Source organism: Bacillus sp. PAMC26543 (assembly GCF_014250375.1).
GTDB lineage: Bacteria > Bacillota > Bacilli > Bacillales > Bacillaceae > Bacillus > Bacillus halotolerans.
Genome location: NZ_CP060193.1, coordinates 1,336,476 through 1,351,217 on the forward strand (window position 1 = coordinate 1,336,476; position 14,742 = coordinate 1,351,217).

Annotated in this window: 16 protein-coding genes and 1 other annotated feature; of the genes, 13 read left to right on the forward strand and 3 right to left on the reverse strand. The window is 44.0% G+C overall.

Translation table 11 applies throughout. The features are described from left to right. The first annotated feature begins 33 nt into the window (after positions 1–33). The 3 genes from H7F27_RS06655 (at position 34) to thrS (ending at position 3,928) form a co-directional block, all read left to right on the forward strand. Positions 34–675 carry a TVP38/TMEM64 family protein gene (locus tag H7F27_RS06655; protein WP_101860142.1) on the forward strand — a complete coding sequence of 214 codons (642 nt, stop codon included), beginning with the start codon at positions 34–36 and terminating at the stop codon, positions 673–675. 78 nt (positions 676–753) lie between these two features. Further along, the gene (gene ytxC, locus H7F27_RS06660; protein ID WP_024122441.1) at positions 754–1,599 is read left to right on the forward strand and encodes a putative sporulation protein YtxC; all 846 of its coding nucleotides are present in this window, start codon (positions 754–756) and stop codon (positions 1,597–1,599) included. A 397-nt stretch (positions 1,600–1,996) separates the two neighbouring features. Beyond that, on the forward strand, positions 1,997–3,928 hold the full coding sequence (gene thrS, locus H7F27_RS06665) for a threonine--tRNA ligase (RefSeq protein WP_101860143.1): 1,932 nt from the start codon (positions 1,997–1,999) through the stop codon (positions 3,926–3,928). A 39-nt stretch (positions 3,929–3,967) separates the two neighbouring features. Here the strand turns inward: thrS and H7F27_RS06670 are convergent, their stop codons facing one another. Continuing rightward, on the reverse strand, positions 3,968–4,753 hold the full coding sequence (locus H7F27_RS06670) for an HAD family hydrolase (protein WP_038954252.1): 786 nt from the start codon (positions 4,751–4,753) through the stop codon (positions 3,968–3,970). A 173-nt stretch (positions 4,754–4,926) separates the two neighbouring features. On the opposite strand from H7F27_RS06670, the gene lytS reads away from it, so the two are divergent. The 4 genes from lytS (at position 4,927) to lrgB (ending at position 8,703) form a co-directional block, all read left to right on the forward strand. Beyond that, positions 4,927–6,708 (forward strand): two-component system sensor histidine kinase LytS, encoded by a 1,782-nt coding sequence (lytS, locus tag H7F27_RS06675; RefSeq protein ID WP_101860144.1) that lies wholly within the window; start codon positions 4,927–4,929, stop codon positions 6,706–6,708. Continuing rightward, a complete protein-coding gene (locus tag H7F27_RS06680; RefSeq protein WP_024122438.1) occupies positions 6,686–7,411 on the forward strand; it encodes a LytR/AlgR family response regulator transcription factor in 726 nt (241 codons plus the stop codon). Before lytS ends, H7F27_RS06680 begins: the two co-directional genes overlap by 23 nt. A 134-nt stretch (positions 7,412–7,545) precedes the next feature. Then, positions 7,546–7,986 carry an antiholin-like murein hydrolase modulator LrgA gene (gene lrgA, locus H7F27_RS06685; protein ID WP_095714238.1) on the forward strand — a complete coding sequence of 147 codons (441 nt, stop codon included), beginning with the start codon at positions 7,546–7,548 and terminating at the stop codon, positions 7,984–7,986. Between the two features lie 21 nt (positions 7,987–8,007). After that, positions 8,008–8,703: an antiholin-like protein LrgB gene (lrgB, locus tag H7F27_RS06690; RefSeq protein WP_038954251.1), complete on the forward strand. Its 696-nt coding sequence runs from the start codon at positions 8,008–8,010 to the stop codon at positions 8,701–8,703. Positions 8,704–8,733: 30 nt separating this feature from the next. On the opposite strand, the gene H7F27_RS06695 is transcribed toward lrgB, so the two are convergent. Further along, positions 8,734–9,381: a hypothetical protein gene (locus tag H7F27_RS06695; RefSeq protein WP_151174426.1), complete on the reverse strand. Its 648-nt coding sequence runs from the start codon at positions 9,379–9,381 to the stop codon at positions 8,734–8,736. A gap of 727 nt (positions 9,382–10,108) precedes the next feature. Further along, positions 10,109–10,239, forward strand: a sequence feature (ribosomal protein L20 leader region). 57 nt (positions 10,240–10,296) lie between these two features. Between H7F27_RS06695 and infC the strand changes: the two genes are divergently transcribed. The 4 genes from infC to H7F27_RS06715 are packed head-to-tail and all read left to right on the forward strand — an operon-like array spanning position 10,297 to position 11,745. After that, on the forward strand, positions 10,297–10,818 hold the full coding sequence (gene infC, locus H7F27_RS06700; protein ID WP_071543361.1) for a translation initiation factor IF-3: 522 nt from the start codon (positions 10,297–10,299) through the stop codon (positions 10,816–10,818). A 12-nt stretch (positions 10,819–10,830) separates the two neighbouring features. After that, positions 10,831–11,031, forward strand: coding sequence for a 50S ribosomal protein L35 (rpmI, locus tag H7F27_RS06705; protein WP_003222418.1), 201 nt, complete (start codon positions 10,831–10,833; stop codon positions 11,029–11,031). Positions 11,032–11,062: 31 nt separating this feature from the next. Then, complete coding sequence (gene rplT, locus H7F27_RS06710) at positions 11,063–11,422, forward strand: 50S ribosomal protein L20 (RefSeq protein ID WP_003222420.1); 360 nt, start codon at positions 11,063–11,065, stop codon at positions 11,420–11,422. 53 nt (positions 11,423–11,475) lie between these two features. After that, positions 11,476–11,745 (forward strand): DUF1294 domain-containing protein, encoded by a 270-nt coding sequence (locus tag H7F27_RS06715; RefSeq protein WP_024122433.1) that lies wholly within the window; start codon positions 11,476–11,478, stop codon positions 11,743–11,745. 16 nt (positions 11,746–11,761) lie between these two features. On the opposite strand, the gene ysdB is transcribed toward H7F27_RS06715, so the two are convergent. Further along, positions 11,762–12,154 (reverse strand): sigma W pathway protein YsdB, encoded by a 393-nt coding sequence (gene ysdB, locus H7F27_RS06720; RefSeq protein WP_024122432.1) that lies wholly within the window; start codon positions 12,152–12,154, stop codon positions 11,762–11,764. Between the two features lie 187 nt (positions 12,155–12,341). Between ysdB and H7F27_RS06725 the strand changes: the two genes are divergently transcribed. After that, complete coding sequence (locus H7F27_RS06725; RefSeq protein WP_024122431.1) at positions 12,342–13,427, forward strand: M42 family metallopeptidase; 1,086 nt, start codon at positions 12,342–12,344, stop codon at positions 13,425–13,427. A 197-nt stretch (positions 13,428–13,624) separates the two neighbouring features. Further along, a complete protein-coding gene (gene abnA / locus H7F27_RS06730) occupies positions 13,625–14,596 on the forward strand; it encodes an arabinan endo-1,5-alpha-L-arabinosidase AbnA (RefSeq protein ID WP_101860147.1) in 972 nt (323 codons plus the stop codon). The last annotated feature ends 146 nt before the right edge of the window (positions 14,597–14,742 follow it).

The window sequence follows — 14,742 nt, forward strand, 5'->3', positions numbered from 1 at the left end:
CCGCTGCGGTTCAAAGGGGAAGGAACTGAGGGTATGAAACTTAAAACGGCTGTTAAATGGCTGGCAGTGCTTGCGGGAGCAGGCTTGATTTTTTGGGCAAATAAAAGGTATTTAAATCTATCTCCGAAAGAAATCCGGATATGGGTTTTATCATTCGGCATCTTTGCGCCGCTTATCTTTATCGGGATATCGATCGTCAGGCCGCTTGTATTATTTCCGGTATCAGTTATTTCTATTGCGGGCGGTCTGGCCTTTGGCCCGATTCTCGGCACGCTCTACACACTATTTGGGTCGATGTGCGCTTCGGCTGTCTCATTTTTTGCAGCCGGTCTGTTTGCGGCAAAAACCAACAGCCATCACGAAAGGCTGGAAAACATCCAGAAACAGATGGAGGAAAACGGTTTTTTCTATATCTTTCTTCTGCGGATCCTTCCGATTAATTTTGACTTCGTCAGCTATGCGGCAGGGCTTTCTAATGTCAAGCCGCTCCCATATTTTGCGGCGACGGCTGGGGGAATCATCCCTGGGACCGTTGCGCTGAACGTGCTGGGAGCAAGCTTTTTCACGGGCAATTTGCCCGCCTTCTTTCTCGTCCTCGGATTTTATATCATTTTTATGGCGCTGCCATTTATCTTCAGAAAGAAAATGCAAAGCTTGTTTCAAGAATCAAATTAAGATTTGCCGGTGACCTTTACGTCTATTTTAAAAACATCCCCCATATACTTGTAACAGATGCCGTAAGGGGGGACAAACATGCTTGAAATAATCTTTGAAGATGACCATGATACAGCCGCTTTTTTACATCTCATTCAGCATTCGGACGATCGGAAAAACATCATTGTCCGTGAAGGCATACGAAAAATCGGGATTGAAAAAGCTGAGCCGGCTTTCTCTATTCAGGGTTTTATGGAGCCGATTCTGGTCAAGTTTTTTTTAGATTGCAAAGAAGACGAGCATATGCTGTCGTTGATTGAAGAGACGTATTGTTTCACGGACCAGGATGAGCAGCAGCAAATCCTTCAGCTCGCACACAGTATTATAGAAGGAGAAGCTGATGTTCTTCCGTTTGAACCGATGAAGCCGCCGCGTAAGCAGTGTATTTTAGATGAGCTCCAAACGATTTGTTTAGAGAACGGGGTATTTTCAATTCGTTCCTTTCAAACCTTTCGCCTCGGAAAGTACTACGAACAGCTTAGAGAAACTGTGGAAGCGGCAATAGACGAATATAAGATGGAGCAGGAGTACCAAAACTTTATTCAGACACTCAGAGATTATGTAATGGCTAAACCGCCGCGAATTAAAAAGGTGCACATTGTCCATGATGGTTCATTTACACTGTGGGAGATGCGCTATGTGCCGGAACGGGAAAAAATGAAATACATAGACAGGCGATTTGTCCGGGATCATCCCATGTACATTGACTCCCATTTGCTTGCACCGCTGATCTCCATCGCGCCTGATGAGGTGATTCTCTATACAGACCAGCCCGAGCATATGATGGTAAGGACGATTCAAAACGTATTTCAAGAGCGTGTGCAAATGCTTCCGCTTCACGCGTTTTCAAACGCTGAAACACCGGTCAAGCACTCAGAGGGATAAGTGCCGGCAGCCTGTAAACTTAAGGCTGCCGCTTGAAAAAAAGGAAATACAATCGTGTTGATTTTTTGGAACGAACAATTTATAATACATAGGAGATTAAGATTGACACACGTACTGATAAGGACATGAAGGAATGATACCGGCTTAAAGAGAGGGAAGTCACGGCTGCAAGCTTCCCAGCTAAGGACCATTCGCTTTACCGCCTTTGAACCTCAGCTGTGAACCCCCTTTATAAGGAACAGTAATAGCTGACGGGAACTCCCGTTACAGAGTTTAGAGCCGCAGATGCCGGTGTATTGGCTTGCGGAAAAAAGGGTGGAACCACGATTCCGTTTATTCAACCTCGTCCCTTTCATAGGGGGCGGGGTTTTTATATGCAAAAAAAGGAGTGACAATGATGTCAGATATGGTAAAAATCACATTTCCTGATGGAGCAGTCAAGGAGTTTGCGAAAGGAACAACAACAGAAGATATCGCGGCATCCATCAGTCCGGGATTAAAAAAGAAATCATTAGCCGGAAAACTGAACGGAAAAGAAATCGATTTGAAAACGCCGATCAACGAAGACGGCACTGTGGAAATCATTACTGAAGGATCAGAAGAGGGTCTTGAGATTATGCGCCACAGTACGGCTCACTTGCTGGCACAAGCGATTAAACGCATTTACAAAGACGTGAAATTCGGTGTCGGTCCGGTTATCGAAAACGGTTTTTACTATGATGTAGAAATGAAAGAAGCGATTACGCCGGAGGATCTGCCGAAAATCGAGAAAGAAATGAAAAAAATCGTCAATGCGAACCTTCCGATCGTTCGAAAAGAAGTCAGCCGTGAAGAAGCGAAAGCCCGCTTTGCAGAAATCGGCGATGACCTGAAGCTTGAACTGCTGGATGCGATTCCTGAGGGAGAAACCGTATCGATTTACGAGCAGGGCGAATTCTTTGACCTGTGCCGCGGCGTACACGTTCCATCAACAGGAAAAATTAAAGAGTTTAAGCTGTTAAGCCTTGCAGGTGCATATTGGCGCGGTGACAGCAATAATCAAATGCTTCAGCGTGTATACGGAACAGCTTTCTTCAAAAAAGCTGATCTTGACGAGCATCTTCGCATGCTTGAAGAAGCAAAAGAGCGTGACCACAGAAAACTTGGCAAAGAATTAAAGCTGTTTGCGAATTCTCAAAAAGTCGGACAAGGTCTGCCGCTTTGGCTGCCAAAAGGCGCGACAATCCGCCGCACGATCGAGCGCTATATTGTCGATAAAGAAATCAGCCTCGGCTATGAACACGTCTATACACCAGTGCTTGGAAGCAAAGAGCTGTATGAAACATCAGGACACTGGGATCATTATCAAGAAGGCATGTTCCCTCCGATGGAAATGGATAATGAAACACTTGTGCTCCGTCCGATGAACTGCCCGCACCATATGATGATTTATAAAAACGATATTCACAGCTACCGTGAGCTTCCGATTCGTATCGCTGAACTCGGCACAATGCACCGCTACGAAATGTCAGGTGCGCTGTCAGGTCTTCAGCGGGTGCGCGGCATGACACTGAATGATGCCCACATCTTTGTCCGCCCGGATCAGATTAAGGATGAGTTTATCCGGACAGTTCGTTTGATTCAGGACGTATATGAAGATTTCGGCTTGCACGATTACACATTCCGTCTGTCTTATCGTGATCCGGAAGACACAGAGAAATACTTTGATGACGATGAAATGTGGAACAAAGCGCAATCTATGCTGAAAGCGGCAATGGACGAAATTGGCCATGACTATTACGAAGCAGAAGGCGAAGCTGCATTCTACGGCCCTAAACTTGATGTTCAGGTGAAAACAGCGATCGGCAAGGAAGAAACATTGTCTACTGTTCAGCTGGACTTCTTGCTGCCTGAACGCTTTGATCTGACATATATCGGTGAAGACGGCAAGCAGCATCGTCCGGTTGTTATTCACAGAGGTGTGGTATCAACAATGGAACGCTTTGTTGCATTCCTAATCGAAGAGCATAAAGGCGCACTTCCAACATGGCTTGCACCGGTTCAGTTCCAAGTCATCCCGGTTTCTCCGGCTGTGCATTTGGATTATGCGAAGCAAGTACAAGAACGCCTGCAGCGTGAAGGCCTGCGTGTAGAAGTCGACAGCCGTGATGAAAAAATCGGCTACAAAATCCGCGAAGCGCAAATGCAAAAAATTCCGTACATGCTTGTGGTCGGTGACCAAGAAGCAGAAAACGGTGCGGTAAACGTCCGTAAATACGGAGAGCAGAAGTCTGAAACCATTTCACTTGATGATTTTGTGAAAAAGGCTGTAGCTGAAGCGAAGAAATAATACAAAAAAGCATGATCTCATGTAAGAGATCATGCTTTTTTATTTATGTTCTAAAATAGGAAACAAATCATGAAGGCTGCTGATGATGTGATCAGGCGTCACTTCTGTTTCATTTTTCTTATCCGTCCGGTTGATCCATACGGTTTTGATACCGGCTCTGGAAGCGCCTAAAATGTCTGTATTCAGGTTATCGCCGATCATGATGGCATCCTCTTTCTGGATCTTCATCAGCTGCAGGCAATGCTCGAAAATAGAAGCATCAGGTTTCCCTTTGCCAAAAGCGCCTGAGATGACAATTTCATTGAAATAAGGGGCGAGCTCAGGCACGCCAGCGAGCTTCTCCTTTTGCAGACTCGGATCGCCGTTAGTCAAAAGCAACAACTCGTACTTTCCTTTTAATTGATCAAGCACATCAAATGTTTCATCGTAAACAAACGGGCGTTTTCGGCGTTCCGCTGCAAAAAACTCTCCCAAATATTCACCATATGCCGGATCGTCGACACCAAGCGCTTTCAGGCCGTTTGTCCATGCGTTTCGTCTGTACTCCGGCACAATCTTATTCAGCTTCTGAAATCCTTCACTGATCGGCTCGGAGAAATTTGACCACAGCCCTTCAAACGGGTTAATGCCGATCATCACCGTATAAGGGTATGTCTCGTAAGACATGTACAATTCTCTCGCCGCTTCCCGAACAGCTGCTTCGAATTCCTCAGGGTCAAGACCATATTTTTTCTCGGCCTGTAAACATGTTTCTGCAAATGTTGTTCTGACGCTTTTCTCATCCCAAAGTAGTGTATCGTCTAAATCAAAAAATACGGCTTTCATGATCTTCTCCTCTGCTTCAGATTCAATTCTTTCTGCCAAAAGGCTCATGTTTATTCTACAATAGATAAAAGTCTTGTGAAATATGTTTTCAGACGATTTTAAAAAAACAGTCAGCCATGAAACGGTTTGCCGAAAAAATGATAAAATGAAATGGGAAAGAACAGGTGACACAGATGATTCAATTAATGATCATGATGCTGGAAAGGGTAGGGATTATCGTTATATTGGGATTTATTCTGGCCCACACTAAACTTTTCAGACAGGCACTTCAAAATCCGGAGGGCTACAAAGGAAAAGCTGTATTGATTTCTATTTTTTCTCTTTTCAGCATCATCAGCAATTATACCGGCATCGAAATTCAAAAACATATGATTGTGAATAATGATTGGGTGTTTACAATAGATCCGTCGGGCTCTATTGCAAATACCCGTATTTTGGGCGTGGAAATAGGCGGGCTTTTGGGCGGGCCGTTTGTAGGAGCGGGAATCGGTTTATTAGCAGGCCTTCACCGTTTTTCGCTCGGCGGCAGCACGGCTTTAAGCTGTGCGGTCTCATCCGTTTTAGCAGGGTTTCTTGCGGGGTGGATCGGCAGGTATTTTACGAAGCGCTATCGAATGCCGACACCGCGTATCGCAGCCCTCGTCGGGATCGGTATGGAGACCTTGCAAATGGTCATTATTTTGCTGATGGCAAAGCCGTTCAATGATGCTTGGGAGCTTGTCAGCATGATCGGGATTCCGATGATCCTCATTAACGGAACAGGCAGCTTTATTTTCCTGTCGATTATTCAAGCCATTATTCGCAAGGAAGAACAGGCAAGGGCGCTTGAAACGCACAGGGTGCTGACCATTGCCGATCAGACGCTTCCTTTTTTCCGTCAAGGGTTAAATGAAAGCTCTTGTAAAAGTGTAGCGGCCATCATCCATAAGATGACCGGAACGGATGCGGTATCTCTGACGGACAATGAGAAAATACTTGCGCATGTCGGCGCGGGAATGGACCATCATATCCCATCTAAAAGCCTGATCACAGGCCTGTCTAAAAAGGTAATTAAAACAGGGCGTATCATGAAGGCTACTTCACAGGAAGAGATTGAATGCACCCATTCGGAATGCCCTTTGCACGCGGCGATTGTACTGCCTTTGACATCAAACGGCAACACAATCGGAACGTTAAAAATGTATTTTAAAAGCCCGGCCGGCCTCAGTCAGGTAGAGGAGGAGCTTGCCGAGGGGCTGGCCATGCTGTTTTCGACACAGCTTGAGCTCGGTGAAGCCGAACTGCAAAGCAAGCTTCTGAAGGATGCGGAAATCAAAGCGCTTCAAGCACAGGTTAACCCGCATTTTTTATTTAATGCCATCAATACGATTTCTGCTTTATGCCGGACAGATGTTGAAAAAACCCGTAAGCTTTTGCTGCAGCTTAGCGTGTACTTTCGTTCTAATCTCCAGGGAGCAAGACAGCTGCTGATCCCGCTTTCAAAGGAGCTGAACCATCTTCAAGCCTATCTGTCATTAGAACAGGCGCGTTTTCCCGGGAAATATAAGATTGAGCTTGATATTGACAGCAGGCTGGAACAAATTGAGATTCCTCCGTTTGTCTTGCAGGTGCTTGTTGAAAACGCATTACGGCACGCATTTCCAAAAAAACAAGACATGTGCAAGGTAACGGTTTGTGTCTTATCTGACGAGTCATCCGTCTATATGAAGGTCACGGACAATGGGCGCGGAATTCCGCCGGACGTCTTGCCGGAATTGGGGAATAAACCGCTGCCTTCTAAGGAAGGAACAGGGACTGCGCTTTATAATCTGAATCAGCGGCTGATCGGTTTATTCGGGCAGCAGGCTGCATTACATATCAAGAGTGAGGTACAAAAAGGGACAGAGGTTTCCTTTCATGTACCTATGCAACAAATGAAAGAGGGAGAAGAACATGCTCAGGGTGTTAATAGTTGATGATGAGATTCTGGCAAGAGATGAACTGGCTTATTTACTCAAAAGGACAAATGAGGAATTAGAAATCAATGAAGCGGAAAATATTGAATCAGCGTTTGACCAAATGATGGATCAAAAGCCTGATTTGCTGTTTTTAGACGTTGACTTATCCGGAGAGAATGGTTTTGATATCGCAAAACGATTAAAGAATATGAAGAACCCCCCGGCTATTGTGTTTGCGACGGCCTATGACCAGTATGCACTTAAAGCTTTTGAAGTGGACGCTCTTGATTACTTAACCAAACCTTTCGATGAAGAAAGGGTTCGGCAAACAATGAAAAAGTATAAAAAGGTAAAGCGGGAGATTGATGAACCAGAACAGATCAGCCATGCCAGCCAGCATAAATTAGCCTTATCTGTCGGTGAATCGATTGTGATTGTGGATACGAAGGATATAATCTTTGCGGGAACCGAAGACGGCCATGTCCATGTAAAAACCTTTGATGTATCTTATTCAGTCAATGATACGCTCGTTGTCATTGAAAAAAAGCTGCCGGAAACTGATTTTCTCCGCGTCCATCGAAGCTTTGTCGTTAATACTGAGTACATCAAAGAGATACAGCCATGGTTTAATTCCACCTATAATCTGATCATGAAAGACGGATCGAAAATACCGGTCAGCCGGACATATGCCAAGGAATTAAAAAAGCTGCTCCATATTTGATGGGGCGGCTTTTTGTATTTCATCCTTTTTATGCTGCAACTCATCTTTAATATTCGGCAAGTTATCATGTAAGCGCTTAATAGAGAGGGATTCTTATTTATAATGAGGGTACAAAAGAGAAAGAGGTGAAGAAAATGAGTGCTAAAAAAGTGTACGGATTTTTAACACAAGCATTTATTTTTGCCGTCATTATGCTGGTTTCCAATATGATTGCCGCTTTTGTCCCAATTCCTATACCGGCGTCGGTTGTAGGTTTGGTCTTATTATTTCTCCTATTATGTTTGAAAGTGATTAAACTGGAACAAGTAGAAACGCTCGGAGCGTCTTTAACCTCATTGATTGGATTTTTATTTGTTCCATCAGGTATATCTGTTATGAATTCTCTTGGTGTGATGCAGCAATACGGCCTGCAAATCGTCCTTGTCATTCTTCTCGCAACGATTATTTTATTGGGGGCAACAGGATTGTTTTCTCAGCTTATTCTTACACTGAGCGGAAAACGCAAGACTGCTGATGACATAAAAGCAAAAACAGTACAGTCCCCGCAGAAGAAAAACGAACTTGTTCATCATTAAGAGAAGCAGGAGGTTCATGAAATGGAAAGCACAATGAGTCCATATTTCGGAATTGTCGTATCACTGGCCGCTTTCGGCATTGGCACCTTTTTATTTAAAAAAACAAAAGGGTTCTTCCTTTTCACTCCATTGTTTGTTGCGATGGTGCTAGGGATTGCATTTTTGAAAATCGGCGGTTTCTCTTACGCTGACTATAATAACGGGGGAGAAATCATTAAGTTTTTCTTGGAACCCGCGACGATTGCCTTTGCCATTCCATTGTACAAACAAAGAGATAAACTGAAAAAATACTGGTGGCAAATTATGTCCTCCATTATCGTAGGCTCTATCTGCTCTGTCACGATTGTCTATTTGCTTGCAAAAGGGATTCACCTTGATGAGGCTGTTATGAAAAGTATGCTTCCGCAGGCGGCAACAACGGCGATTGCGCTTCCTTTATCAAAAGATATTGGCGGCATCAGCGATATCACAGCTTTTGCTGTTATCTTTAACGCCGTCATTGTGTATGCGCTCGGCGCTTTGTTCTTAAAAGTATTTAAAGTGAAGAATCCCATTTCGAAAGGGTTGGCTCTCGGAACGTCCGGACACGCACTCGGTGTAGCTGTCGGGATCGAGATGGGTGAAGTCGAAGCCGCGATGGCAAGTATCGCTGTTGTCGTTGTCGGGGTCGTAACGGTTCTGGTCATTCCTGTGTTCGTGCAGCTGATCGGAGGTTAAGCCAAGGTTGAACCCTTGGCTTTTTCTATTTTATGGTGCGTCTTCCGGATCGATATATCCCTGTTTAATGCCCCATTCCACTTGATCGTCATGCCACTTTTTTCGTTCTTCATAACCATAGCCGTCGTCATCAGGAAGCTCTGAAGCCGGCTGTTGAATGGCATCATCTGTCTGGCTCGGTGAAGATGGCGCATTTTGGCTGTTAGATGAGGATGCCTCATTCTGCTGACGCTGTGCCTGGGCTTGCCGTTTTTTTTCGGCGTTCGCTTCCTGCTGTTTTTGGAGTGCTGCCTGACGCTGCCTTTCAAGCTCAGCTTGTCTTTCTGCTCGCTGTCTCTCTGCTGCAGCCCGTGCCAATCGTTGCCGTTCCGCTTCTTCCTCCTGTTGTTTCTTTCGTTTCGCTCTCTGCTCTTTTTCACGTTTTTTCGCTGCAGCGATTTGCCTTTGTTTCTCTGCTTCTTCCTTCGCCTTCACCTTTCCTAATTCAGTTGCGAGCGGATTCACCATTTTCAATGAAACGGGTTTTAGGTTTTTCAGCTCTTTCTCCAGCTTGTTTTCATGAAACGCTGCGGCTGTGATAACAGTCTCTTCTTTTGGCTCTGAAGATATGCTGTTGCTATTGGAGCAGCCGGTTACTATCAATGTCAAAAATAGAGTAAGCTGAATCGGTTTGTTCATGTGTCGGACTCCCTTCTGGTTCTTATATCGGCTTTTTTAGTATGAGGTTCACTTTGTTTAGCGTTTTTTCCTATATGTGGTTTTTGATAAACTGCGAAATAAGGAGAAGGATGGGGTAGTATATTGATCTTCATATAACAGAATCTGGTGCAGAGCATCCGCAACTTCTGATTTTTATTTATGGCGGGGGTGTCAGCGGCTGGATGCGGGAAGATCAAATCAGCTATTTTCAACATTTGTGGCGCCGTTTTGATCTTTTCCAGACTCAGACAAAAATGCTTTATCTTCATGCCAGCCGATTCGAAACATACTATAAAGTAAGCAGTCAAATGAGCGCAGGTACGCTTTATCAAATACTAATATGACATGTACGATACCCGATTCGCTCAGACAAACCAGTGCCAGCCTGCTGGTGACAGTCGGGGAAAAAGAAAGAAAAGTGATGTAAGCATCGCAGCTGAAATCGCAAAGATGAATGAAAATTCGAGAACGCTATGTTTCCAGGGAACTGCCATGGAGCGCCGCTGGCTCAGCCGATGCTGTTTAACAAAATTCTTCATGATTGGCAGGAGGGTTCAGAACACTGCATTCTGGATAAGAATAAAAGATTTTCTTTTTCTCTCTTGCACTCATAAATAACCCATGTTACAATGAGAAAGTTGTTCCGGATAAGTCATCCTTGACTAAACATCCGGCATTGTGTAGAATAGTTATTGAATTGAATATAAATCACAAGCAGAAGCACCCGCTTCTCACCTGATTGACACATTCATGTAGTTGGCAGGTTGACCGTACATTTTTATTGATACAGATGTTCGTAGTGTGGGTGTTTTATAATGCCCGCACTTTTTGTTTGCCTGCAGAATGCAGTCAAAAGAGTTGTGAATCAATTCGAAGAAACTATGGAGGTGGCTCATTATTAGCAAAGATCAATTGGTTAATGAGGGTATCCGTGCACGTGAGGTCCGCTTAATCGGACAAAATGGCGACCAGCTTGGAATCAAGTCCCGTCAGGAAGCACTTGAAATAGCCGGCCGCGCAAATCTTGACCTTGTGTTAGTTGCAGCAAATGCAAAACCGCCTGTCTGCCGCATCATGGACTACGGAAAGTTCAGATTCGAGCAGCAGAAAAAGGACAAAGAAGCACGCAAAAATCAAAAAATCATTAACTTAAAAGAAGTTAGATTAAGCCCGACAATCGATGAGCACGACTTTAACACGAAGTTGCGCAATGCGATTAAATTCCTTGAAAAAGGCGATAAAGTGAAAGCTTCTATCCGCTTTAAAGGACGCGCAATCACTCATAAAGAAATCGGCCAGCGTGTACTAGACCGTTTTTCTGAAGCATGTGCTGAGGTTGCGACAGTCGAAACAAAACCAAAAATGGACGGCCGCAGCATGTTCTTAATGCTCGCGCCGAAAAACGAAAAGCAATAAGGAGGAAATCCCATGCCAAAAATGAAAACTCACCGCGGATCTGCTAAACGTTTTAAAAAGACAGGTTCTGGGAAGTTAAAACGTTCTCATGCATACACAAGTCACTTATTCGCCAACAAATCTCAAAAGCAAAAGCGTAAGCTTCGCAAGAGTGCTGTTGTAAGTGCAGGAGACTTCAAACGTATCAAACAAATGCTTGCTAACATCAAGTAATCGGACAAGGAACAATTAGGAGGGAAATTTAATGCCAAGAGTAAAAGGCGGAACTGTTACACGTAAGCGTCGTAAAAAGGTTCTTAAATTAGCAAAAGGTTATTTCGGTTCAAAACATACATTATACAAAGTAGCTAACCAGCAGGTCATGAAATCTGGAAACTATGCTTTCCGTGACCGTCGTCAGAAAAAACGTGATTTCCGTAAGCTTTGGATCACTCGTATCAACGCAGCTGCTCGCATGAACGGTCTTTCTTACAGCCGTTTAATGCACGGTCTTAAGCTTTCTGGTATCGAAGTAAACCGTAAAATGCTTGCTGATCTTGCTGTAAACGATCTTACTGCATTCAATCAGCTTGCTGATGCTGCTAAAGCTCAATTAAACAAATAATGATATAGAGCCGCTCTTAGAGAGCGGCTTTTTTATATAAAGGATGAGGCAACATGATAATTGCTGTATATCTAGTTCTGATCAATCTGTGCGGTTTTTGGGTGATGGGCGCAGATAAACGAAGAGCGCAGCGCCACAAATGGAGAATTTCTGAAAACCGGCTGTGGCTGATCGCCATCGTGTTTGGAGCGCTTGGTGTCTGGCTCGGCATGCAGACCTTCAGACATAAAACGAAGCACGCATCATTTCAATACGGTGTGCCGTTTCTTTTGGTGATTGAAGCGGTGTTGATCGGCATCTATTACAGTCCGTTTGATTTATAAAAAAGCAGAAAAGCGTTTACCGCTCTTCTGCTTTTTTTGCAAGTTTAATGGGCAGATCCCAGTCAATTTTACAATCCGGATATCGTTCCAGTACTTTTTCTTCAATATTCTCAAAATCTTTTGCGGAAAAGTTTTTTAGCTTCTCAGGAGACTCCGTCCATACAAAGATGGTGTGGATGAACAATGGATGATCCTTGGAAGGAATATGCTTTTCTCCTTCAAAAAGCACGCCTTTATACGTCAATTGAAAGTTCTTTCGGGTATTGTTCTGTTCATCGATAATATAAAAAAGTTCTTTTGATTGGGCCAGCTTCAGTCTTCTCTTTGGATTTGCGACATATTTGACCAAGGCATAAATACAGTAAGCAAATAGAGCAAGCAATAAAATCCGGAGAACCATGATAAACATTGTGTGAAGGCACCTCCCTCATTGTGATGATCTGATGTAATACGTAGAGCATAGAAAAAGGTTTCACTTTTTCTAAAAGAAGTTTGTTAAAAAAGATATACCCGCTTTTTAAGTGAAATAGTCGTATGGTTGCCGTCAGGTTTTGTATAATAATAATGCAGGACAGATGAAGGAGGTTTTTGGAATCATGGCAAAATTGGATGAAACGTTAACCATGCTGAAGGAATTAACTGATGCAAAAGGCATTCCGGGAAATGAAAGAGAAGTCAGGCAAGTGATGAAATCATACATAGAACCATTTGCTGATGAAGTGACAACTGACCGGCTTGGCAGTTTAATTGCGAAAAAAACAGGTGCAGAAAACGGTCCGAAAATTATGATTGCCGGGCATTTGGACGAAGTCGGCTTTATGGTGACACAAATCACCGATAAAGGCTTTATCCGTTTTCAAACTGTCGGCGGCTGGTGGTCTCAAGTCATGCTGGCTCAGCGTGTCACCATCGTGACGAAAAAGGGAGAGGTCACAGGTGTTATCGGATCTAAGCCACCGCACATTTTATCTGCTGAAGCGAGAAAAAAACCGGTCGATATCAAAGAGATGTTCGTTGATATTGGGGCTTCAAGCCGTGAGGAAGCATTGGAATGGGGCGTACTCCCAGGTGATATGATCGTTCCGCATTTTGAATTCACGGTCATGAACAATGAAAAATTTCTTTTAGCAAAGGCGTGGGACAACCGTATAGGCTGTGCGATCGCCATTGATGTTTTGAGGAATTTAAAAGACACAGATCATCCAAACGTTGTGTATGGCGTTGGAACTGTCCAAGAAGAAGTTGGCCTAAGAGGAGCGAAGACCTCTGCGCACACGATACAGCCTGATATTGCTTTCGGTGTTGATGTAGGAATAGCCGGAGATACGCCAGGGATTTCTGAGAAGGAAGCGCAAAGCAAAATGGGAGAAGGGCCGCAGATTATTCTGTACGATGCATCTATGGTCTCCCACAAAGGACTTCGTGACTTAGTTGTCAATACAGCAGAAGAAGCAGGCATTCCATATCAATTTGATGCGATCGCCGGCGGAGGAACTGATTCCGGGTCCATTCATTTGACGGCAAACGGTGTTCCGGCGCTGTCCATTACCATTGCAACACGATACATTCATACGCACGCTGCCATGCTGCATCGTGACGATTATGAAAATGCGGTAAAATTAATCACCGAAGTCATTAAGAAGTTAGATCGGCAAACGGTTGACGATATTACGTACCAATAAAGATACGGAAGAATCCGCCTTGTGAGGCGGATTCTATTTTTTTGTCTGTACAAATTTTGGTGGAGTGACTACAATAAAGGAGATACCGAAAAATTCCTGAACCTGATCACGTACGAGATGCAGCTCATTTGTAAGGAAAGGAGGATTCAATTTCACAATTTGTAAGCGCTTTCTAAAATAAGGGAGGTTTGAAAAAATTGAAAAAGAAAAAAGCATGGAAACGGTTCTTTCACTTTTCGAGTGCTGCTCTGACGGCGGGTTTGTTATTGACTTCCGCTTCTCCGGCATCCGCTGCATTTTGGGGAGCATCTAATGAACTGCTTCATGATCCAACGATGATCAAAGAGGGAAGCTCGTGGTACGCGTTTGGAACAGGCCTTACGGAAGAAAGGGGGCTGCGGGTTCTCAAATCGTCGGATGCTAAAAATTGGACCGTGCAAAAATCGATTTTCAGCACACCTTTATCATGGTGGTCCACTTATGTGCCGAATTACGGCCAAAACCAGTGGGCACCGGACATTCAATATTATAACGGAAAGTACTGGCTGTATTATTCAGTTTCTTCTTTCGGAAAAAATGTCTCTGCCATAGGCCTTGCTTCTTCAACAAGCATCAGCTCGGGAAGCTGGAAAGACGAAGGCCTGGTGATCCGGTCGACGAGCTCCGATAATTATAACGCCATCGACCCGGAACTCACCTTTGACAAGGATGGCAATCCGTGGCTTGCGTTCGGCTCATTTTGGAGCGGAATCAAGCTGACCAAGCTGGATAAGAATACGATGAAGCCTACCGGATCGCTTTATTCCATTGCGTCGAGACCGAGTAATAGCGGAGCGCTGGAGGCTCCTACCCTCACGTATCAAAATGGTTACTACTATTTAATGGTTTCATTTGATAAATGCTGTGACGGGGTAAATAGTACGTACAAAATTGCTTATGGGAGATCTAAAAGCATAACAGGGCCTTATCTTGATAAAAGCGGAAAAAGCATGCTGGAAGGAGGGGGCACCATCTTAGATTCCGGCAATGATCAATGGAAAGGGCCTGGAGGTCAGGATATTGTAAATGGAAACATACTTGTGCGCCATGCCTATGACGCGAAAGATAACGGCATTCCCAAGCTACTAATCAATGATTTGAATTGGAGTTCGGGCTGGCCGTCCTATTAAACTGATAAGCCGGGTGAACACCTGGCTTTTTTTAAAAGAAAAGATTGACAGTATCCTACTGAATTACTATAATGAAGTTGTTCGTACAAATTAATGATAATTCACTAGTTTTTGTTTATTAGTACGTATCTATCAATTTAGAATTG